This is a genomic window from Campylobacter sp. CFSAN093229 (assembly GCF_011068225.1).
Taxonomy (GTDB): Bacteria; Campylobacterota; Campylobacteria; order Campylobacterales; family Campylobacteraceae; genus Campylobacter_D; species Campylobacter_D jejuni.
In genome coordinates, this window is sequence record NZ_JAAMXB010000008.1 from 62,158 (window position 1) to 82,936 (window position 20,779).

General features: G+C 30.1%; 25 protein-coding genes. 17 read left to right on the top strand and 8 right to left on the bottom strand.

Translation table 11 applies throughout. The features are described 5' to 3' along the window. Positions 1 to 151: 151 nt before the first annotated feature. Positions 152 to 568: a PepSY-like domain-containing protein gene (locus FBE93_RS04790; RefSeq protein ID WP_002856602.1), complete on the bottom strand. Its 417-nt coding sequence runs from the start codon at positions 566 to 568 to the stop codon at positions 152 to 154. A 64-nt stretch (positions 569 to 632) separates the two neighbouring features. Then, complete coding sequence (locus FBE93_RS04795) at positions 633 to 1,376, bottom strand: DUF4261 domain-containing protein (RefSeq protein WP_002934252.1); 744 nt, start codon at positions 1,374 to 1,376, stop codon at positions 633 to 635. A 156-nt stretch (positions 1,377 to 1,532) separates the two neighbouring features. Between FBE93_RS04795 and exbB the strand changes: the two genes are divergently transcribed. The 3 genes from exbB to FBE93_RS04810 are packed head-to-tail and all read left to right on the top strand — an operon-like array spanning position 1,533 to position 3,020. After that, positions 1,533 to 1,958: a TonB-system energizer ExbB gene (gene exbB, locus FBE93_RS04800; protein ID WP_002851166.1), complete on the top strand. Its 426-nt coding sequence runs from the start codon at positions 1,533 to 1,535 to the stop codon at positions 1,956 to 1,958. Then, a complete protein-coding gene (gene exbD / locus FBE93_RS04805) occupies positions 1,951 to 2,340 on the top strand; it encodes a TonB system transport protein ExbD (protein WP_002934251.1) in 390 nt (129 codons plus the stop codon). The genes exbB and exbD overlap by 8 nt, the downstream gene beginning before the upstream one ends. After that, positions 2,337 to 3,020: an energy transducer TonB gene (locus FBE93_RS04810; protein ID WP_165434225.1), complete on the top strand. Its 684-nt coding sequence runs from the start codon at positions 2,337 to 2,339 to the stop codon at positions 3,018 to 3,020. Before exbD ends, FBE93_RS04810 begins: the two co-directional genes overlap by 4 nt. 19 nt (positions 3,021 to 3,039) lie before the next feature. Here FBE93_RS04810 and FBE93_RS04815 read toward each other — a convergent pair whose 3' ends face one another. Together FBE93_RS04815 and FBE93_RS04820 are read right to left on the bottom strand one after the other, a co-directional pair. After that, positions 3,040 to 3,909: a hypothetical protein gene (locus FBE93_RS04815; protein ID WP_165434226.1), complete on the bottom strand. Its 870-nt coding sequence runs from the start codon at positions 3,907 to 3,909 to the stop codon at positions 3,040 to 3,042. A gap of 3 nt (positions 3,910 to 3,912) precedes the next feature. Next, positions 3,913 to 4,074 carry a hypothetical protein gene (locus tag FBE93_RS04820; RefSeq protein ID WP_002778908.1) on the bottom strand — a complete coding sequence of 54 codons (162 nt, stop codon included), beginning with the start codon at positions 4,072 to 4,074 and terminating at the stop codon, positions 3,913 to 3,915. A gap of 94 nt (positions 4,075 to 4,168) precedes the next feature. Between FBE93_RS04820 and FBE93_RS04825 the strand changes: the two genes are divergently transcribed. Further along, complete coding sequence (locus FBE93_RS04825) at positions 4,169 to 5,152, top strand: MnmA/TRMU family protein (RefSeq protein WP_002934245.1); 984 nt, start codon at positions 4,169 to 4,171, stop codon at positions 5,150 to 5,152. Positions 5,153 to 5,237: 85 nt separating this feature from the next. Here the strand turns inward: FBE93_RS04825 and aroC are convergent, their stop codons facing one another. From aroC to FBE93_RS04845, 4 genes are read right to left on the bottom strand one after another with little or no spacing between them, the layout of a single operon-like run. Beyond that, the gene (gene aroC / locus FBE93_RS04830; protein ID WP_002934244.1) at positions 5,238 to 6,326 is read right to left on the bottom strand and encodes a chorismate synthase; all 1,089 of its coding nucleotides are present in this window, start codon (positions 6,324 to 6,326) and stop codon (positions 5,238 to 5,240) included. Beyond that, the gene (gene rnc / locus FBE93_RS04835; protein ID WP_002934243.1) at positions 6,326 to 7,000 is read right to left on the bottom strand and encodes a ribonuclease III; all 675 of its coding nucleotides are present in this window, start codon (positions 6,998 to 7,000) and stop codon (positions 6,326 to 6,328) included. The genes aroC and rnc overlap by 1 nt, the downstream gene beginning before the upstream one ends. Then, entirely contained in the window at positions 6,987 to 7,427 is a 441-nt protein-coding gene (gene rnhA, locus FBE93_RS04840; RefSeq protein ID WP_002851277.1) for a ribonuclease HI, read from the bottom strand. Before rnhA ends, rnc begins: the two co-directional genes overlap by 14 nt. Next, entirely contained in the window at positions 7,414 to 8,400 is a 987-nt protein-coding gene (locus tag FBE93_RS04845; RefSeq protein WP_002934242.1) for a CDC27 family protein, read from the bottom strand. Before FBE93_RS04845 ends, rnhA begins: the two co-directional genes overlap by 14 nt. 69 nt (positions 8,401 to 8,469) lie before the next feature. Here FBE93_RS04845 and dnaG point away from each other — a divergent pair, with 69 nt between their 5' ends. From dnaG to FBE93_RS04910, 13 genes are all read left to right on the top strand, one after another. Then, positions 8,470 to 10,287: a DNA primase gene (dnaG, locus tag FBE93_RS04850; RefSeq protein WP_165434227.1), complete on the top strand. Its 1,818-nt coding sequence runs from the start codon at positions 8,470 to 8,472 to the stop codon at positions 10,285 to 10,287. Positions 10,288 to 10,368: 81 nt separating this feature from the next. After that, positions 10,369 to 10,641, top strand: a complete 273-nt coding sequence (locus FBE93_RS04855; RefSeq protein ID WP_002858971.1) for a NifU family protein — start codon at positions 10,369 to 10,371, stop codon at positions 10,639 to 10,641. After that, positions 10,628 to 11,179, top strand: coding sequence for a hypothetical protein (locus tag FBE93_RS04860; RefSeq protein ID WP_002855727.1), 552 nt, complete (start codon positions 10,628 to 10,630; stop codon positions 11,177 to 11,179). Before FBE93_RS04855 ends, FBE93_RS04860 begins: the two co-directional genes overlap by 14 nt. Then, a complete protein-coding gene (locus tag FBE93_RS04865) occupies positions 11,163 to 12,446 on the top strand; it encodes a UDP-N-acetylmuramoyl-L-alanyl-D-glutamate--2,6-diaminopimelate ligase (protein WP_165434228.1) in 1,284 nt (427 codons plus the stop codon). Before FBE93_RS04860 ends, FBE93_RS04865 begins: the two co-directional genes overlap by 17 nt. 3 nt (positions 12,447 to 12,449) lie before the next feature. Further along, the gene (locus FBE93_RS04870; protein WP_002851172.1) at positions 12,450 to 12,761 is read left to right on the top strand and encodes a YbaB/EbfC family nucleoid-associated protein; all 312 of its coding nucleotides are present in this window, start codon (positions 12,450 to 12,452) and stop codon (positions 12,759 to 12,761) included. Further along, the gene (locus FBE93_RS04875) at positions 12,758 to 13,852 is read left to right on the top strand and encodes a PDZ domain-containing protein (RefSeq protein WP_002862279.1); all 1,095 of its coding nucleotides are present in this window, start codon (positions 12,758 to 12,760) and stop codon (positions 13,850 to 13,852) included. The genes FBE93_RS04870 and FBE93_RS04875 overlap by 4 nt, the downstream gene beginning before the upstream one ends. Next, a complete protein-coding gene (locus FBE93_RS04880; protein WP_002934238.1) occupies positions 13,849 to 14,694 on the top strand; it encodes a polyprenyl synthetase family protein in 846 nt (281 codons plus the stop codon). Before FBE93_RS04875 ends, FBE93_RS04880 begins: the two co-directional genes overlap by 4 nt. Before the next feature lie 9 nt (positions 14,695 to 14,703). Beyond that, positions 14,704 to 16,602 carry a transketolase gene (gene tkt, locus FBE93_RS04885; protein WP_165434229.1) on the top strand — a complete coding sequence of 633 codons (1,899 nt, stop codon included), beginning with the start codon at positions 14,704 to 14,706 and terminating at the stop codon, positions 16,600 to 16,602. 1 nt (position 16,603) lies between these two features. Beyond that, on the top strand, positions 16,604 to 17,713 hold the full coding sequence (locus FBE93_RS04890) for an MlaE family lipid ABC transporter permease subunit (RefSeq protein WP_002934235.1): 1,110 nt from the start codon (positions 16,604 to 16,606) through the stop codon (positions 17,711 to 17,713). Next, positions 17,714 to 18,436, top strand: a complete 723-nt coding sequence (locus tag FBE93_RS04895) for an ATP-binding cassette domain-containing protein (RefSeq protein ID WP_002934234.1) — start codon at positions 17,714 to 17,716, stop codon at positions 18,434 to 18,436. It abuts the gene before it with no gap. A gap of 2 nt (positions 18,437 to 18,438) precedes the next feature. Then, positions 18,439 to 19,329 carry an MlaD family protein gene (locus FBE93_RS04900; RefSeq protein WP_165434230.1) on the top strand — a complete coding sequence of 297 codons (891 nt, stop codon included), beginning with the start codon at positions 18,439 to 18,441 and terminating at the stop codon, positions 19,327 to 19,329. Next, complete coding sequence (locus FBE93_RS04905; RefSeq protein ID WP_002934233.1) at positions 19,329 to 19,928, top strand: ABC-type transport auxiliary lipoprotein family protein; 600 nt, start codon at positions 19,329 to 19,331, stop codon at positions 19,926 to 19,928. The genes FBE93_RS04900 and FBE93_RS04905 overlap by 1 nt, the downstream gene beginning before the upstream one ends. A gap of 55 nt (positions 19,929 to 19,983) precedes the next feature. Next, positions 19,984 to 20,484 (top strand): flagellar FLiS export co-chaperone, encoded by a 501-nt coding sequence (locus FBE93_RS04910; RefSeq protein WP_002868879.1) that lies wholly within the window; start codon positions 19,984 to 19,986, stop codon positions 20,482 to 20,484. The last annotated feature ends 295 nt before the right edge of the window (positions 20,485 to 20,779 follow it).

Consider the following 20,779-nt stretch of genomic DNA (forward strand, 5'->3'; position numbering starts at 1 on the left):
AATTTTATAAAAAAACAATCACTTGTATCAATAAAGTATTATTTTAAAACTAAATATATTTTGGGTTTTGCAATCAAAAAAGAAAAAATTTGGAAGACTATGCTTCCAAATTTTTGCATCAAATTTTCTAAGGGAGTTAAATTTTCAAAAATTAATCTAATTTTTGACCTAGAACATTTCCTTGCATATCCGTATAAACTTTCATGTTATTATTAAACTTAAATTTATAACCATTAATTTCTTTATCTATTTCAAGAATTTGAGCATTTGGTTGAGTTGCACTTACTTTTTTCATAACACTAGGTAAAATAGTATGTGGTAAAGCCTTGTATTTTCCATCAACTTCTTTCCAATCTCCATTGATCATAAAATCAATTTCAGTTCCATCATTTAAAATTACATCATAAGAATCTATATCTTTTTTCACCAAACCAATTTGAGCGGTTTTAAAATTTTTAGAAATAAATTCTTTGGCATTATTTGGAAGTTCGCTAGCAGGAACAACCATATCTTTAGCTAAAAGCACCGTAGCACCCAACAAAGCAAGTAAAGTTAATTTTGCTTTCATAGTTTCTCCTTTTTTGTCTTGGTTGGCGAAAGTTTAACTCAAAACTGTGAAGTGAATGTGAAACTTAAAAAATAATTTTCAAGCTTTCATTCTCAACACTTATACCTTGACTTTTTATAAATTTTATTTCTTTTCCATCTTCAAATTTTAAAATATCTTTATCTTTTAGATTAATATCATAAGTTAAAATATGCAAAACAATATCATAAATACAAAAGAAAAGTTCTTTTTCTTCTATGTTTAAATCACAAACTTCAAGTTCTAATTTATCAAAATTTCTAAGCCCATAAGTATAAGCATTAACTCCATTTTCACTAGGATAAACACTAACATATATCCAATTATATACCGGCAAGCGATTATCATCTAACATTTTTGCATTTTCTATATAAAAACTGGGCTCTAAAACAACTGCACCTGTATAAAAACCTAAAGCATGTTTATTATCCAAACATAAAGCTGCAATTTTCGTAAACATTTTAGCTTGTTCTAATTTGCTTTGATCTTGACTTAGCACCGCTATAAGAAGATGAGCTTTATGTTTTTTAGTTTGCTCTAAGGCATCTTTCCACATAAAATTAAAATTTGCATAGTATTCTGCTTCGTGATTAGGTATAGGATTTTTAATCAAATTTAGAGTAACCAACATATTTTCATATGAAAAAATCACGCCCTCTTTGGTAAAATTTTCATCAGCTGTTTTTATATTAAATTTATCTTCTAAAATACTTTTTAACTCCGAAAAATTAAAATCAACTTCATCAAGAAGAACAAAAGAGGTAAAATTGTGATTTAAATCTATAGTCATGTTAAACCCTATTAAATTTTTATAAATTATAACCTAATAAAAATAAAAACTATAAACAAGAATTTCTTAAAATTATGATAATTGATATTAATTATAAATTTATTTTTTATATAGTATAATCTTTTAAAATTTATAAGTATATTTTTGGAGAAAAATGTGGAATTTCTAAAAGATTACATCGATTTAATTATCTTTTTAATTCTAGGAATTATGGCATTTATAGCTTTTTGGTGTGTCGTAGAAAGAATGCTATTTTTTAGAAAAATTAACTTTAAAAATTATGAGAATCAAGAGCAATTTGATGATGCGATTAGTGAAAATTTAACCACTATATATATCATCTATTCCAATGCCCCTTATATAGGACTTTTAGGCACTGTAATAGGCATCATGGTTACATTTTACGAAATGGGCTTGGCGGGTAATATAGATGTCAAATCTATAGTCGTGGGACTTTCTTTAGCTCTTAAAGCCACAGCCTTAGGACTTTTGGTTGCTATTCCTGCTTTAATGGCTTATAATGCCTTACTTAGAAAAGTTTCCCTCTTAAGCAATGCTTATAAGGCAAATAAAAATGCTTAAACTACCAAAAAATGAAGGTTTAAATATAGTTCCATTTATAGACATTATGCTTGTTTTGCTTGCTATAGTGCTTAGTATTTCAACCTTTATTGCGCATGGAAAAATTCAAATCTCACTTCCTTCAAGTGAAAATGCTACCAATATAAACAATAATGAAAAAAAACTTCTTATAACCATAGACGAAAAAAATACTTTTTATTTAAATGATAAATTAGCTAATTTAAATGAAGTTCAAAATGCTATTTTTTCACTTGATAAAAAAACCATAGTAGAACTAAAAAGCGATAAAAATGCTAAATTTGAAAGCTTTGTAAAAATTATAGATTTTTTAAAAGCCAAAGAACATGAAAATTTTCAGATTCTTACTGAGAAAAACAAATGAAAACTTTATTTTTAAATCATAAATACCAAGCTTCTTATATAACTTTTATAGTCTTTATACCTTTACTTTTTGTCATTTTTCACTCAAATGACTTTTTTAAAATGGAAATTAAAAATGAAGATTCTTTTTCTTTAGCAATAAAACAATTTACCCAAACCAATCCAACAAATGAGACTAAACCAACAGAATCCATTATAGAACCTATCAAACCAAAACCTCAGCCAAAAGTTATTAAAAAAACTCCTGAAAAAATTCAAAAAAAGGCAAAAAAAATACCTCCACACCCAATACCAAATAAAACCCCAATAGCACCAACTCAAGAAGTTAAAACTTTTACAAAAACAACTGATACAAATGTCAAACCTAAAATCACCCAATTAACACAAGGAAAAGATAATCACCCTGTATTAAAAGAAATCCAAAAAGCTATACAACAAGCACAATTTTATCCAAGACAAGCAAAAAAAATGCGTATGCAAGGAACTGTAAAAGTAGAATTTTTATGGAAAGAAAACAAAACTTTAGCAGATTTAAAAATCATCGAAAGCTCAGGATATGATTTGTTAGATAAAAGTGCTTTAGAAAGCATAAGAAAAGCTTCTTTAAATTTTCCACAGTATAACGGAGATTTAAGAATTACACTACCTATTATATATGATTTTAAAATCTTAAGAGGATGAAATTATAATTTTATAAAAACTACACTCTCTTATCTACAATTTGTGCTTCTTGATTTTCAATTTTATTTTGAAAATCTTTACTTAAATTCTGACTTAATTCTTGCAAAGATTTTTGCTTCAGTTTTTCAAATTCTTCAGGATTGCTAGCCTCAAGCTTTGCCTGCTCATCAGCACTTAAAGCACTTAAACCTTTTTCTTGAGCTTTTTGAAGCAAATCTTCGTCTTCTTTTTCTTTGATATTATTTTCCTTATCATCTTTTTTATTGATTTTTTGCGGATCTATAGTTTTCATAGCATTAGCTCCACCACCTGATGCTTCTTTAATGTCGCTTAAAATTTCTCTCATGCTAGGTTCTTTAACATCACTATCATCAACTTTACCATCTTTATTTACATCTTTATCAATAAAAAAATTTAATTTTTTTTCTATATTTGCATCATCAGATATTTTTTCATCGCTTGTTTTAAAGCCTAAATTTTGCATACTTTGCTGAAGAGTACTTGTATTAAAATTTAATTTTACACTTTGTTGTTTATTATTTAAATTTGAATTTAAAGAACCAAAATTATCTTTTTCACTTTCAAACCAATTTGAAACAAATTGGTTTGCTTCGCCATTAAGCCTTATACTACCATCATTTCTAGCAACATAATTCGTATAAGAACTGAAATTTTTTTGTAAACTACTATAATTCTCATTGCTTAAATTTAAAGCTATAAGTTCACCTTGCTTATTTTCAAAAACAACCTTAACACCATCGCTATTTAAACTCGAAAGATCTTGCACGGGAATTTTATCTTGATCTTCTTTTTTTAATACGCTAAGCTCTTTTTTATCAACATTATTAGTTAAAGAATGAGTTAAACTAGTAGAAGTATCGATTTTCATTATTCATCCTTTTTTACATTTTGCAAATAAACCTAAACGACACATTTTTCTCTCATGTGAATTTTTTAAAGAATTACACTTTTTAAGTTCTTGCTCGTAGTTAGCACAAGAATTTGCAAAAGCAAAAGAACTCAAAATGCTTAAAACCAAAATTATTTTTAACACTTTCCAATCCTTATTTTAAAGATTTTTTAGTTAAAATTATACCTTTTATAATCGACAAAATCTTAAAAAACTTTATAATCTCAGAAAGGAATCAATGAAAGCATTAGCTCTTTTTAGCGGTGGGCTTGATAGTATGCTTGCAATGAAACTCATCACTGCACAAGGCATAGAAGTTAAAGCTCTAAATATCAACATAGGTTTTGGAAGCACAAGTGATAAAAGCGAAATCATGAAAAAGCGTGCGGCAATGGTAGGTGCAGATTTTAAAATGATAGATGTAAGAAATTCCTATCTTCAGGAAGTGCTTTTTAATCCACAATATGGCTATGGCAAACATTTTAATCCTTGTATAGATTGTCATGCTTTTATGTTTAAAACTGCTTTGGCTATGTTAAAAGAAGAAAATGCAAGTTTTATCATCACAGGAGAAGTTTTAGGACAACGCCCTATGAGTCAAAGAAGTGATGCTATGGCAAAGGTTAAAAAACTTGCTCTTGATGAAGAAGATTTAATCTTGCGTCCTATGTGTGCAAAAAACCTACCTCTAACCAAACCTGAAAGAGAAGGTTGGGTAGATAGAGAAAAACTCGAAGGTATTAGTGGAAGAAGTCGCAAAAGACAACTTGAACTTGCAGCTAAATTTGGCTTAGAAGACTTTGAAAGCCCAGGTGGTGGTTGTTTGCTAACTCTTGATAGTTTTGCTAAAAAAATTCGAGATTTCATAGAATTTGACAAAGATATGCAGGTTAATGACGCACAACTTTTAAAATATGGTCGTCATTTAAGATTGCCTGATGGGGCTAAAATGATCATAGGTAGAAATGAACTTGAAAATACCCTTTTAAAAGGTTTAAAAACTCCTAAATATGAAGTCATAGAACTTGGGGATTTAATCGGAGCTTACTCTTTGGTAGATGAAAAAATTTCAGAAAAAGACTTAGAACTTGCTTTAAAAATAGCCCTTACCTATACTAAACACGAAGTAGGAAAAAGCTATGAACTTAAATTTAAAAATCAAGCTTATACAAGTATAGCTTTTGAAAATAAGGCTGATATTAATCAATTTTTTATTAGTTAAAGTATAAAGTATTTAGCAAAACAAGCGATATAGTATTTGAATCTTTTCAAAATATTGCAATCAAGCCCACGAAAATGGGCTTTTTTTATTTTAATCCATAAGCATTTTTTAAATTGTTTAAATTCGCGCTCGCATTCAAAAGCAAACAATCAGCCAAAACTAAACGTACCATAGCACTAGCTACAACACTTCCTCTAACACCTACACAAGGATCATGCCTACCTTTGAGTTCAAATTCCAAATTATTGCCAAATTTATCTATACTTTCTTGCTTGCCAAAAATAGAAGGAGTAGGTTTAAAATAAGTTTTTAAAATAAGATTTTCTCCATTTGAAATTCCTCCTAAAATTCCTCCGCTATGATTGCTTAAAAACTTGCCATCTTTTAAAGCATCATTATTACACGATCCGCGCATTTTGCTTGCATTAATACCTTCGCCTATTTCAACTGCTTTAACGGCATTAACTCCCATTAAAGCATGAGCTAATTTAGAGTCTAACTTATCATAAAGAACTTCTCCAAGTCCCACAAGCATACCACTAACTTTTGTAAAAACAGCAGCACCTACACTATCTTTTGAATTTCTAGCATTTAAAATTTCATTTTTAAAGTCACTTTCTAGTTTTGGATCAAGGCAAAAAATTTCACTTTTCTTAGCAAATTCAAAATCAAATTCTTCTTCTTTCAAATTTGATACAAAAGTTCCTACTCCAAAAACACCACTTTGAACACAAATGCCAAATTCACGCAAAAGCATCGCTGCAACTGCACCACCAGCCACTCTAGCAACACTTTCCCTAGCACTTGATCTACCCCCACCCCTATGATCTCTTATGCCATATTTATAAAAATAAGTAAAATCCGCATGAGCAGGACGAAATAGATCTTTTAAATTATCATAATCTTTAGAATGAGCATTTTCATTAAAAACTACTATAGCTATGGGATGACCCGTTGTATATCCTTCAAAAACCCCACTTAAAACCTGAGCTTTATCGCTTTCTTTTCTTGGTGTTGCAAATTTACTTCCGCCTTTGCGTTTATCAAGCTCATTTTGCAAAAATTCTTCATCAAATTTAACTCCAGCAGGCATTCCATCAATAATACATCCAACAGCCACACCATGAGACTCACCAAAACTTGTAAATTTCAATCTCGTACCAAAGGTATTCACTATAAAGCTCCTAATTTCTCAAGTGCAATTTTTGCTGCCATTTGCTGTGCTTCTTTTTTGCTTCCCGCAATAGCTCTTGCAAGTTCTTTACCATCAAGCATTAAAGCGATTTCAAATTGCTTTAAATGATCAGGACCAAAAGCACGCACTGTTTCATACTGCGGAGTTTGTCCGATTTTTCCCTGTGTAATTTCTTGTAATTTTGTTTTATAATCTTTTATAAGAATTTTTGCATCAATTTGAGGGAAATTTTTTTCTATAAGCCTTAAAGCAATAGTTTTTGCAAACTCAAACCCAGCTTCTAAATGTATAGCACCTATAATGGCTTCTAACGCATCTGAAAGTATAGAAGGCTTTTCTTTTCCTCCATTGTTTTCCTCAGCAACACTCATAAAAATAAAATTGCCCAAATTTAAACTATTTGCAATTTTTGCAAAAGACTTTTCATTCACTAAAGCCGCTCTAAGCTTAGATAAATCTCCTTCGGCATCTTTAGCGAATTTATGAAAAAGGTATTCACCCACAACTAAATCAAGCACAGCATCACCTAAAAATTCCAAGCGTTCGTTGTTGTAAGATTTTTTAAAACTTTTATGGGTTAAAGCATGTATAAGAAGATTTTTATCTTTAAATTCATAAGTTAAACTCTGCTCTAGTTTTTCAATGTTTTTCATCATTTTCCCTTGCAATTTTCAAAGCAGCTTCACGCGCCAATGTATCACACCTTTCATTTTCCAAATGTCCATTATGTGCTTTTACCCAAAAAGCCTTAATCTTATGAGATTTTGCCACTTTAATATATTCCTTCCATAAATCTATATTTTTTTTACCTTTAAAATCCTTTTTTATCCATCCTTCTAGCCATTCATTAATACTTTGAACCATTAGGTTAGAATCTGTAAAAAGCGAAATTTCACAAGGCTCTTTTAAAGCCTTCAAAGATTCAATAATTGCCATTAGCTCCATTCTATTGTTAGTGGTATTAGCCTCAGCTCCAAAACCTTCCTTTTGATACTCCTTATAACGCAAAATATAAGCCCATCCGCCAAAACCTGGATTATTAAGACATGAGCCATCTGTATAAATTTCAATGTGTTTCATTATTTTTCACTTCATAAATAATTTTACAAGTATTAAACTCATAACAAACAGGACAGTGATAAAAAAACAAAGGCATAACATTTTTACACTCAGAACAACGGTATGAAAATTCTAACCTCGCATTAAAAGAATTATCTTTTAAAATTTTTAACATTTTAAAATTAGAATTTTTAAAAACAAACTGATGCGTATCATCATGCTTTGAAATTTTACCCAAAGCATAAAAGAATTCTAAAAAATCTTGATTTTCTAAATTAAACGCTTCATTTTCCCTATAAAGCAAATCACAAATATCAAAAAAATTTTGCCCTAAAAACATATGATATTTTTCAAAAACTAAACGCCCCAACATAGGATTATCTTCTATTTTAAATTCTAAAAGTTTTTTCTTTTTTTCTTCATCAGTGATATTAAAAGTACAAAGTTCTAAAGCTTTGATAAAATCATGTTCTTTTTGTACATCTTCATTAAGCTCAAAAAGACATTCTAAAAGTTCTAAATTTTCTTTATAAGAACGAAGTTTTAAATAAACAATTTTTAAAAGTTTTAAGGCTTGTATATTTCTTGGACGCAGTTTTAAAGCTTGTAATAAAACTTCTTTTGCACGCTCTAAAAATCCTGCTTTAAAATAAACTTTTGCCAAAGAAAGGAAAATAAATTCTCTTTCTTGTTTATCTTTACATTTTTCAAGAGCAATCAAATAAATTTGAGTTGCTTTTTCAAATTCCCCGCTTTTAGTAAAAATTTCGGCCAAAAAACTTAAATTTCCAAAACTCAAGCTACTATTTCTTAACAACTCTTTATGAGCGTTATCCATTTCAAATTTTTTTATAAATTTTTCAAGCTTTTGTTCTTCATCTTTGTTAGCAAATATTTTCCAAATATAATTTACAACAGCTACAACAAATACTAAAATGGTTAAAATTATAAGCCCTACTAAAGGGTCTCTGTATTCTACAAAGAAAAAATCCATAGTCTCGCTCTAAAAATTTTATGCCAAATTATAGCCAAATCTTTGTATAATTTTAACAAGGTTTGTAAAATGATAACTAAAGAAAGTATAGAAAATTTATCCCAAAGACTTAATATTGTTGATATTATAGAAAATTATATTGAAGTAAAAAAACAAGGCTCTAGTTTTGTATGTATCTGTCCTTTTCATGCAGATAAAAACCCGTCTATGCATATCAATCCTACCAAAGGTTTTTATCATTGTTTTGCCTGCAAGGCTGGTGGAGATGCTTTTAAATTTGTAATGGATTATGAAAAATTAAGTTTTACCGATGCAGTTGAAAAAGTTGCAAGCCTTAGTAATTTTACTTTAAGTTATACAAAAGAAAAACAAGAAAATAAAAAAGAGCTAAAGTCTATACTACCAAGCTTAAATGCGTATTTTAAAGATAATCTCAAACACCACAAAGAAGTTTTAACCTATCTTTACCAAAGAGCTTTAAATGACAAAGATATAGCCAAATTCGAATTAGGTTTTGCAGGAGCAAGTGAAGATAGTATAAGATTATTGCAAAATCAAAAAATTCCTTTAGAAGATGCTATGAGTGTTGGAGCTTTAAAAAAAGATGAAAATAATGAATTTTACGCAAGTTTTATATGGCGTATCACCTTTCCAATCTACGATCATAAAGACTTATTAGTAGGGTTTGGAGGGCGTACTTTAAATCCCAATGTACCGGCAAAGTATGTAAATTCACCCCAAAATATACTTTTTGATAAAAGTAGAATTTTTTATGCTTTTAACATCGCTAAAGAAAATATAGCCAAAAAAAAAGAAATAATAGTATGTGAAGGCTACATGGATGCAATAGCTTTTCACAAAGCAGGGTTTAATAATGCTGTAGCAGTTCTTGGAACAGCATTAACCGAACATCATCTACCCTTAATCCGCCGTTATGATGCAAAAGTGATTTTATGTTTTGACAATGATGAAGCAGGATTAAAAGCTGCGACACGATCTGCATTTTTATTAAGCACAAACAAAATAGACGGTAAAGTGGCAATTTTGCAAGGTGGAAAAGATCCTGCTGAGCTCGTAGCAAAAAATGAAAGCACAAAACTTCATGATATACTCGATGAAGGAATAGAGCTTGGTGAATTTTATATCAGACGCTTAATATCCACTCATTCCATAATTTCTGCTCTTGATAAACAAAAAGCTTTAGAAACTATACAAAAATTCACCTTTAATCTTGAACCTTTAGTGGCAAATTCTTACACTGGTCTAGTTTCAAATTTATTAAAAGTGGATGAAAAATTTATTGTCTTATCACAAAATTCAAAAAAAACCATACAAACCCCTTTAATTTCTCAAAATAAATACAATTTTCCTAAAGAAAAAATTCACATTGCAGAATTAGAACTTATAGCTTTTTTAAAACAACATCCAGATATATGTAACGATTTTAAGCAAATTAGTGATAGTGTTTGTTTTAAGCATAAGATTTTATTGGATAAAATTTTAGAAAAAAAAGGTTATGAAGATAGTGATATTAGAGAATTTGAAAGTAAAAATATTCGAAAAAATTTAAACTATAGCGAATTCTTGTTAGGTGTTTGCAAGGTTAATTTAGCTTTTTTAAACAATGTAAAAATTAAAAATTCTACACTCGCATTAAAAAAACAACTTTTTACGCTTATTGATAAAAATTTAAATCTTCTAATTAAAAATTTAAATACCGAAGAATTAAATAATTTTTTAAAAGAATATTTAAACTTCTTAAAATATGAAAAAAACGAAGAAATTCTGCAACAATCATTTAGAAACTTAAATGGAATTTTTGGTAACAAAAACTTTACAGCTTATGATTTAGGATTTAGCACACAAGATAATGATGAACCTTTTTAATTTATTTAAATTTCAAGCCTTAATTTACCTTTTTTTAAACACAATCACGCTAAAGTATATAAAAATTTTTAAGGATAAATTATGATGCCTTTTAGTGATGAAGAGCTTATAAATCCTGTTAAAGCAAGTTTAGAAAAGAGCTTGCCTATGCTTGAACGTGATGGCGGAGGGCTTGAATTTTTAGGAATTAAAAATGGGATTGTTTATGTCCATTTAATAGGAGCTTGTAAAGGCTGTGCATCGAGTGGAACAACGCTAAAATACGGCCTTGAAAGGCAACTTAAGATTGATATTCATCCAGAAATCACTATAATCAATTTAAACGGCGGAGCAGACGAATTTGCAAAATTATAAAAAACTTGGAATTGAACATTTTTACAAGAAAGATTTTAAAACTGCAAAAATGTATTTTTCTATGGCTTATGAAAAACGCAAAAATAAACGCTTGCTAAATTTTATCTGCCTTTGTGATCTTGCTTTAAAATCTCCTAAAGAAGCTTCTTTACTTTTTGATTTTTATATAGAACATTACAAAATCTCTAGCATTGATAAAGACTTAGAAGAAATTTTAAGTACAATTGAATTTAAAAAACAAGAAAACAAACAGGAAAACGAATTTGAAGATGGGCATGCACTAAATTATCAAGATTTTTTAAAAAGCGAAGAAGAACTTGGCTTTCAAAAAAGTTTTGAAAATATTATTAATAGCACTAAATTAGTTATTGATAATCGTGATGATTTTTTAGATTTTTTGGAAAAATTACTTGATAATGGCTATAAAGATATGACTTTAAATTATATAGAAAATGTTATGCCTCATTTTTGGGCAAATGATAGATTTATCAAACTCCAAGAAAAACTCATAGGATTTAAAAGTGAAATTAAAACTTGAAAATTCATTCATTACAGATAATACCTTAGAGTGTGAAAAAGAATGCTTTTTTTTACAAACCACACAAAATGCTAAATTTCACGCTCAAGCCTTAGAAAAAGGTGCAAAAATCATTGATGTAAATGAGTGTAAAAAACTTTTAAAAATCGATGAAAAGATTCAAATCATAGGAATCACAGGAACCAATGGCAAAACCACAACCGCAGCAGCGATTTATTCTATCTTATTGGATTTAGGTTATAAATGCGGACTTTGCGGGACAAGAGGAGCTTTTATCAACGATGAACAAATTGATGAAAAATCCTTAACCACCTCCCCTATTCTTAAAACCTTAGAGTACCTACAAATAGCCACTCAAAAAAAATGTGATTTTTTCATCATGGAAGTAAGCTCACACGCACTCGTTCAAAACCGTATTGAAGGCTTAAATTTTGCTGCTAAAATTTTTACCAATATCACTCAAGATCATTTAGATTTTCACGGTACTTTTGAAAATTACAAAGAAGCAAAAGAACTTTTTTTTACCGATGAGAGTTTAAAATTTATCAACAAAGATGCTTTGGCTATTAAATTTAATGTGCGTAACGCTTTTACCTATGGCATAGAAAATCCTGCTTTATATCAAATCAAAGCTTATTCTTTAGAAGAAGGCATTAGTGCTATTGTAACAAATAAAAATCAAACTTTTCACATAGACTCGCCCTTACTAGGACTTTTTAATCTTTACAATCTTCTAGTTGCTAATGCTTGTGTGAATGAACTTGTAAAGCCTGATTTAAAAGATTTGGAAAAAGCTATCAGTGGATTTGGCGGAGTTTGTGGCAGGGTAGAACAAGTAGCAAAAGGTGTAATTGTGGATTTTGCTCATACGCCTGATGGCATTGAAAAAGTGCTTGACACTCTTAAAAATAAAAAACTCATCGTTGTTTTTGGAGCAGGTGGAGATAGAGATAAAACCAAACGCCCTTTAATGGGAAAAATCGTCGAACATTTTGCAAAAATTGCTATCATTACAAGTGATAATCCACGCAGCGAAGAACCAAAAACCATCATGGAAGAAATTTTATCAGGCTTTACTAAAAAAGAAAAAGTTTTAATGATAGAAGATAGAAAAGAAGCTATAAAAAAAGCTTTAGAACTAAAAGAAAATGACGATTTAGTCGTTATTTTAGGCAAAGGTGATGAAACTACTCAAGAAATTAAAGGGATAAAATATCCTTTTAGTGATAAAGTAGTTGTTAATGAAATTTTAAAAAATCAAGGATAATCAATGTTTGAAAATATGGATTTTTCTAAAATGGGAGAACTTTTAAATCAAGTTCAAGAAAAAGCAAAAAATATAGAACTAGAACTCGCAAATCGTGAATTTAGTGCCAAAAGTGGAGCAGGACTTGTTAAAGTAAGTGCTAATGGAAAAGGCGAGATTATCGATGTTAGCATTGATGATTCTTTACTTGAAGATAAAGAGTCCTTGCAAATTTTACTTATTTCTGCAATTAATGATGTTTTAGCCATGGTTGCGCAAAATCGCTCAAGTATGGCAAATGATGTTTTAGGCGGTTTTGGAGGTATGAAATTATGAAAAAAATTTTAATTATTTGCATGCTTTTTACTTTGTCTTTTGGTATAGAAAGACCTAAATTTGAAGATTTTTTAGCAGGTTATGAAAGAAATAAGGCAAGCATGCTCAACTATGAAGGAATGCCAGCTTTTGCACTCAGTGAAAATTTACTTGCTGTGTTAAAACAGCCTAATACTAAGCTTAACAAATATGTAAAATACGATCCATTTTTAAATTTATATCTTGTAAGAACTGACTTTAGCCTAATCCCTACTCCTATGGGTGATGAAGAAAAACTTACTCGTAATGATTGGGTTGGAATTTGGGATCCTAATAAACCTTATATAGGGCATATTAAGTATTTAGCTCAAAATATTGATGAAAAAGATCAACTTGATTTTAATTCTAAAATAGGACTTTTAGGGACTCCATGCTGTGAAATGATGGGGATTGCTTTAAATAATAGCTCTTTTATAGGCAATCGCTATTTAAAACATTTTATGAAATATAACGATGTTTATTGGGGGGATATTGGCGTTGATTTTGTTGTTCGAGAAAATAAAATTTATGTTAACAATGTAAGAAAAAATCCACAATTTTTAATCAACGATCAAGTTATAAGTGTTGATGGCTTGCCCGCCAATGATTTAAGAAAACTCAATGAAAAAATTCTTTTTGCAGATCGCGGAAGCACTCTTTATTTTCAAGTGTTGCGTGATAATATGGATTTAAATATTTCTACTGAAGTTTTTGCAAAAGATTTGAGCAAATTTAATCTTCCTGATTCTAAACCAAAACCAAAAATTACAAATTTCACAAGCAATCTTGGTTTAACGGTTAATACTAGTCTTGTTGTAACCAAAATAGATCCAAAATCAAAAGCATCAAATGCAGGATTTATGGTAGGAGATAAAATTTTACGCGTTAATAATATTATTTTAAATAATTTTAAAGAATTACAAAATATTTTAAGCGCTGGTAATGACTTTAGCATCTTAATTGAGCGCAAAAGTACTAAATTACCTTTATCAAATTTCAACAATGAACTAGGCGGAAATGCCAACTCAGGTGGCGACGGTAAATTTCAATTTTTCATAAGGCTTACTAAGTGAATTTAAAAGAACTTTTCATCCATCACTTAGAAAAAAATCTACCTAAGGTTGAAAGCTTTCATCCTTTTTTTAATGAAGCTTTAGCTCTTATGCTAAAAGCAGGAGGAAAGCATTTTCGTGCACAATTGCTTTTAAGCGTAGTACAAAGCAATAAACCTGAACTTTTAAATCAAGCTTTAGATGTGGCTTTAGCTTTGGAATTTATCCATACTTATTCACTCATACACGATGATTTGCCCACTATGGATAATGCGGATTTTAGACGAGGAATTCCAACCTTACACAAAAGCTACGATGAAACTACAGCCATCTTAGTGGGCGATGCTTTAAATACTGAAGCTTTTTTAGTTCTAAGTCATGCTCATTTAAAAGATGAAATCAAAATCAAACTCATCAAAACCCTTGCCTTTAATGCAGGACTTAATGGAATGGTCATAGGACAAGCTATTGATTGTTTTTTTGAAGACAAAAGACTGAGTTTAAATGAACTTGAGTTTTTACACACACATAAAACCGCAAGATTAATTGCTGCAGCTTTAAAAATGGGTTGTGAAATTTGCGAACTTAACAACGAAGAAAGCAATCAAATTTACAAACTTGGTTTAAAACTAGGACTGATTTTTCAAATCAATGATGATATTATCGATGTAACCACAAGTCAAGAACAAAGCGGAAAGCCTACTAACAACGATATTCATAAAAATTCTTTTGTCAATTTGCTTGGACTTGAACAAGCCATAAAAACAAAAGAAAATCTTCTTAGTGAATGCGAACAAGACTTAGAAAAACTTAATGAAAAACTCGCACAAATGATACAAAATTTAATAATTCAATACTTATAAAGGTAAAAAATGGACATTCAAATTTTACAAGAACAGGCAAATACTCTAAGATTTTTAAGTGCCGATATGGTGCAAAAAGCAAACTCAGGACACCCAGGTGCACCTTTGGGTTTAGCAGATATTTTAAGTGTTTTAAGTTATCATTTAAAACACAATCCTAAAAATCCCACTTGGCTAAACCGTGATAGACTTGTATTTTCAGGCGGACATGCAAGTGCTTTGCTTTATAGTTTTTTACATTTAAGTGGCTATGATTTAAGCTTGGAAGATCTTAAAAATTTCCGCCAACTTCATTCTAAAACCCCTGGACACCCTGAAATTTCAACTCTTGGAGTAGAAATCGCTACAGGCCCTTTAGGACAAGGCGTTGCAAACGCTGTAGGCTTTGCTATGGCAGCAAAAAAAGCGCAAAATTTGCTAAGTAGTGATTTAATCGATCATAAAATTTATTGTCTTTGCGGAGATGGGGATTTACAAGAAGGCATTTCTTATGAAGCTTGTTCTTTAGCAGGACTTCACAAACTTGATAATTTCATACTTATTTACGATAGCAACAATATCTCCATAGAAGGCGATGTAGGTTTAGCCTTTAATGAAAATGTAAAAATGCGTTTTGAAGCACAAGGATTTGAAGTTTTAAGTATAAATGGACACGATTATGAAGAAATTAATAAAGCCTTAGAACAAGCTAAAAAATCCACAAAACCTTGTCTTATCATCGCAAAAACAACTATAGCAAAGGGTGCAGGAGAGCTTGAAGGCAGTCATAAAAGCCATGGCGCACCTTTGGGCGAAGAAGTGATTAAAAAAGCCAAAGAACAAGCAGGTTTTGATCCAAATATCAGTTTTCATATCCCACAAGCAAGCAAAATCCGCTTTGAAAGCGCTGTAGAACTTGGGGATTTAGAAGAAGCAAAATGGAAAGATAAACTTGAAAAAAGTGGTAAAAAAGAACTTTTAGAAAGGCTATTAAACCCTGATTTTAGCAAGATAGCTTATCCTGATTTTAAAGGAAAAGATCTTGCTACAAGAGATAGTAATGGTGAAATTTTAAATGTTTTAGCTAAAAATTTAGAAGGATTTTTAGGTGGAAGTGCGGATTTAGGCCCTTCAAACAAAACAGAACTTCACGGCATGGGAGACTTTGTAGAAGGTAAAAATATCCATTTTGGTATCAGAGAACACGCTATGGCAGCGATTAACAATGCTTTTGCAAGATATGGAATTTTCTTACCATTTTCGGCAACTTTTTTCATCTTTAGTGAGTACTTAAAACCTGCCGCAAGAATAGCAGCCCTAATGAAAATCAAACATTTTTTTATTTTCACGCACGACAGCATAGGCGTGGGCGAAGATGGCCCAACACACCAGCCTATAGAACAACTTAGCACTTTTAGAGCTATGCCAAATTTTTTAACCTTTAGGCCTGCTGATGGGGTAGAAAATGTCAAAGCTTGGCAAATAGCCCTAAATGCTGATATTCCAAGTGCTTTTGTGCTTTCACGCCAAAAACTCAAAGCTCTAAATGAACCTATTTTTGGAGATGTAAAAAACGGAGCGTATTTACTCAAAGAAAGCAAAGACGCTAAATTTACACTTCTAGCAAGTGGAAGTGAAGTTTGGCTTTGTCTAGAAAGTGCAAACGAACTTGAAAAACAAGGTTTTGCTTGTAATGTTGTTTCTATGCCTTGTTTTGAACTTTTTGAAAAACAAGATAAAACTTATCAAGAAAGATTGTTAAAAGGTGAAGTTATAGGCGTTGAAGCAGCGTATTCTAATGAACTTTATAAATTTTGCCACAAAGTGTATGGCATCGAAAGTTTTGGAGAAAGTGGTAAAGACAAAGATGTGTTTGAACACTTTGGATTTAGTGTTTCAAAGCTTATAAATTTTATCCTTAGCAAATAAAATGAATGCAAATTTCAAATTTCAAAATAACACTCTTTTTATCTTTGGAATTTGGGATAAAACAAGTATTTATAAGTTAAAAATAAAAGATTTTTTAGCTTTGATTCAAAGCAAGGAAGTGATTTTTGATTTTAAAGATCTAAAAGCAATCGATACCGCTGGAGTGAGATTTTTCCTTGCTTTGGAAAATGATCTTAAAGATAAAAATATTAAAATCACCAAAGAAGGCTTAAATTCAAGCTTTCAAACCCTTTTTGAACTTTGTGAAAAAAACTACCAAAGACTAAGCAAAACAAAAAAATCACATAAAAATTTCAGTGAATATTTTATCGATCTTGGAAAATTAAGTTTAGAACTTTTAAAAATTTTAAGAAAATTCATCAATTTCACAGGAGCTTTTTTCACAAGTCTTTTTTTATGCCTTAAAAATCCTAAAAATTTTCGCTTTATTGCTTTTTTATATCATATAGAAAATTCTGCTTTTAAAGCCCTGCCTATAGTTATTTTAACCGCTCTTTTAGTAGGAGTGGTTTTAGCCTATCAGGCTGCTTATCAACTCGCACAATTTGGAGCCAATATTTTCATAGTGGATTTGATGGGAATTTCAGCTACTAGAGAACTTGCACCTTTAATCGCTGCCATAGTGATCGCAGGAAGAAGTGCAAGTTCTTATACCGCACAAATTGGAGTGATGAAAATTACTGATGAAATTGCAGCTATGAATACTATGGGTTTTCGTTCTTTTGAATTTATTATTATTCCACGTGTCATGGCTTTGGTAGTGGCCATGCCTTTAATCGTTGCCATTAGCGATGCGATCAGTATTATAGGTGGAATGATGGTTGCAAAATTAAATATTGATATTTCTTTTGCCGAATTTTTAAGACGCTTTAGAGAAGCTGTCGATATAAAACATATCTTTATAGGACTTGCAAAAGCACCTATTTTTGGATTTTTAATAGGACTTATTGCTTGTTTTCGTGGTTCTGAGGTCAAAAACACTACACAAAGTATAGGAATTTATACAACAAAAAGCGTTGTAAATGCTATTTTTTGGGTGATAGCTTTTGATGCTTTATTCTCCGTTATTTTAACTTCTGCAGGAATTTAAATGGTTATTAAAGCACAAAATATCATTACAAAATTTGGAGAAAAAATTGTCCATGATGGCGTAAGTTTTGAAATCAAAAAAAACGAAATTTTTGGTATTTTAGGAGGTAGCGGAAGTGGAAAATCCGTCCTTTTAAAACAAATGCTTATGCTTGAACATTTTGATGGTGGAGAATATGAAATTTTAGGCTATAAACTTAAAAATATCAACGAAGAAGATGCACTTACTTTGCGTAAAAAATGGGGTGTGGTTTTTCAGTTTGCTGCACTTTTTAGCTTTTTTAATGTTTATGAAAATATCGCCATTCCTTTAAAAGAATACACTCATTTAGATGAAAATAGCATACAAGAACTGGTTTTAATGAAGTTAAAAATGGTAGGCTTAAACGAAAGTGTTTTAAAACAATTTCCAAGCGAACTTAGTGGCGGTATGCAAAAAAGAGTAGCAATTGCTAGAGCTTTAGCACTTGATAGTAAATTGCTTTTTTTAGATGAACCTACTTCAGGACTTGACCCTCATAGTAGTCGTGAATTTGACGATTTGGTTTTAGAGTTAAAAAAAAGTTTTGATTTAAATATCATTTTGGTTACACATGATAAAGAAAGTATGAAAAATTTACTCGATCGCTTTATCATTTTAGAAAATAAAAAAGTTGGATTTTGCGGTACTTATGAAGAATTACGCCTGCAAAATGAACGACTTTTTAAAAGATTTATGGAGTAAAAGTGGAAAATAGAGCAAATTATTTTTTTGTAGGACTTTTTGTTTTTGGAGTATTTTTTGCAAGCCTTGGTTTCATACTTTGGCTTGGTGGATACTCTAAAGAAGAAAGTTTTAAGTATTATGAAATTCACACACAAGAATCCGTTGCAGGACTTGGCATAAAAGCACCCGTAAGGCTTTTGGGCGTGGAAGTAGGTAGCGTAGAAGAAATCAGCATTTACAATCAAGATGAACTCGGCGTTAACATACGCATCAAGGTCAAAAATAACACCCCTATAAAAGAAGATACTTTTGCTACTTTGCAACTTCAAGGTATCACAGGACTTAAATTTGTCCAACTTCAAGGCGGAAGTAAAAATAGCAAAGATTTAGTATCTATACAGGGAAAACTTCCGGTCATTCCTTTTAAAGAAAGTTTTTTAGCAACCATAGATAGACAAAGTGAACATATTTTTTCTTTAGTTAAAACGGCAGATGATAAATCAAAAGAACTTTTAAGCGAAAAAAATCTTAAAAATCTAGAAATCCTTTTGCAAAATCTAGCAGAATTAAGTGCAAATTTAAACGCTAATTCTAAAAATTTAAGCCTTAATCTTTCAAACGCAAGTTTAAAAATAGGAAAAATGGCTGATAATATAAGCCTTAGTGCGCAAAATTTCAACTCCAGCCTTAAAGACGTAAAAGAAAGTACGATGATTTTAAAAAATTTCATAAAAAAAGCTGATGAAAAATTAAACACTTATGATGATATTAAAGCATCTTTGATGCAAAATTTAGAGCTTTTTAAACGAGTTTTAATTGAAAGCAATATTCTAATAGAAAATTTACAAAACAGCCCTGCTGATTTGATTTTTAAAGAAACCAAACCTAAACTAGGACCAGGAGAAAAATAATGCTAAAGCAATTATTCTATATTTTGACTTTTATTTTTATGTTATGCGGATGCTCTTTAAGACACGAAACCATCAATAAAAATGAAAATATCATATTAAAAGACGAAGGAATAGACTCAAATATTTTTTTTAAAAAAACCGGTAAAATTCTTAAAATTCGTAATGCAAATACACCTTTGTATTTAAACTCGCGAGCTATTGTTTATATAGATAATGGTTTTAGCAACAAATACGCACATTATTTCTGGGGAGATTTACCAAGCAATCTTTACTCTTTTTTAATTTTGTCAAAATTTGAACAAAGCAATATTTTTACAACCTTACTTTCTTCAACAAGCTCTTTAAGTGCGGATTATGCTCTTGAAAGCAGGATTAACTCTTTTGAGCAAATTCTTAACAACAATGAAAACTACGCTCAAATTTCTATAAGCGTAAATTTCATAAATCTTGAAAACAATCAAATAATAGCTCATAAAATTTTCAATACTAAAGAAAAAATAGAAAAAAAAGATATCCGCTCTACTTATAATGCTTTTCAAAAAGCCTTGAATAAAATTGGCAATGAGATTGTTTTTTGGGTAAATTCTAACTTATCCTAATTTAGGAACACTTTTTGCTTTTTAAATATTTAGCAATATTTTTGAAAGGTAAACAATGAAAAGTGATTTAGATATATTTAAAAAACACTTAGGTGAAATTCAGGGCGTGAATGAATTTAAAGCAAATCAAATTTGCTCTCAAATTAATGATGCAAATGATTTTATAGGAGCGCTTCAAGTGCTTGATATGTCTTTAAAAAAAATAGAAAAAAGCATTCTAGAAAGAATAGATGAAAATTCAGATGATATGCAAAAAAGAACTCTTGATGCCACAGCATCACAACTTATACAAAACTGCTCTTTCATGGGAACAGCCCTTTTTGGAAATATTTTCAATGTTTATGTTGGTAAAAAACTTTTTGAATTTGAAATTGCTAATCCACTTTTAATTCTTCAAACAAGTAATTACGAAGGTGTATTGGCCTATATACAAGATAAAAGAGATGAAATAAAAATCATTCTATCAGAGTTAGCAACCGCAATCACCATGGGCGAAACTATGGATAATGCTGGAATTTATAACTCTACAATGGATTTTAAAAATTTATTTAAGTAAGAATAGTAATCGTTTGTTCTCTTTAAGCAAATATAATATATTTTAGCTTAAAGAGATTTTCCAAACTCTAAAAGAGAGTTAGGCTACGAATAAAAAGGGGGAGGGAAATAGCCTAACCCAAACGAGATCTTAAAAGATCTCTTTAAACTAAAATAAATATTTAGATAATTTAACAATTTTTATTAAATTATCTAAACCATATTTATGTTTTAGTTTAATACGATGTGACATTTTATTCTAAAAACACTTAATCTGCTATAAAAATATCATTTAGTAACTTAAATTATTAAAGAAT